This is a genomic window from Vibrio sp. 1078-1 (genome assembly GCF_033340475.1).
Genome location: NZ_JAWOWM010000195.1, coordinates 1 through 834, shown reverse-complemented (window position 1 = coordinate 834; position 834 = coordinate 1). Strand labels below are relative to the sequence as shown.

The following is an 834-nucleotide window of genomic DNA, read 5'->3' as shown; positions in this document are numbered from 1 at the left end:
GCCAGTGTTGTCCTTTATCTATGCGCCAATTCAGGTCAGTGAAAATACGTTTTTCAGTGTATTCAACTTGGCCATTTTTTAGTTCGAAAATAGGATCATCGAAGTGTGTAGAGTGTTGGTGACGTCGTATCAACCCCATCATCTCTTCGCTTTGTTTTTGGGATTGTGACTTGATTTGTTCGATTATCGGGTGGTTGTCCCAACTCTCTTTATTCATTGTGCTGTCAAGACTGCCGGCATTAAATAGCGCCACATGATCTATCCATTCTGGTATGTCGGACTCGCGAGAAAACGTAATCAACATCTGGACGGATTGCGAAAGCGAGTGCAAATAGGTTGCGAGTGAAGCGCGGTGGGCAACATCTAGACCGACAAAAGGATTATCCAGCAGCCCAAGGTCAGGTTGGGTTGCCAACGCTCTAGCGAGCATGACTCGTCTGGTCTCGCCAGTCGATAAAACACGAAAACCGCTCTGTTTTAAATGGTGAAGGTCGAGCTCTTCAAGCAGTCTTTCCGCTGCTGCTGCATCTTGGCAGCACTCAAAAATCAAAGCATAAACGGTACTGCCTTGGTCGATACGATCGAGAAAATCGGTGTCGTCCTTTAATAGCTCACGTTCAAGTAGTCGTTGTTGCTCTGAAAGCGATACTTGCGCGACTTTCAATTCACCAAGATCCAAAGTCCCTTGTGTGGGTTTCAGTTCGCCACAAAGCAGATCGCCTAGCAGGGAGCCGATGTCGCCTTCTGCACTGAAGATGCCCCAAGAGTCATTGTTATCGATTGTCCATTCATCAATGGAAAGTGTGGTGGTATGTCCTTGTACAGCAAGCTGAC

At 46.9% G+C, this 834-nt stretch carries 1 protein-coding gene; it reads right to left on the bottom strand.

Translation table 11 applies throughout. The annotated features are described in order from the left end of the window. Positions 1-796 (bottom strand): ATP-binding cassette domain-containing protein (locus tag R7190_RS26525; protein WP_411978087.1); only part of this gene is annotated, 796 nt, incomplete at its 3' end. Positions 797-834 lie beyond the last annotated feature (38 nt).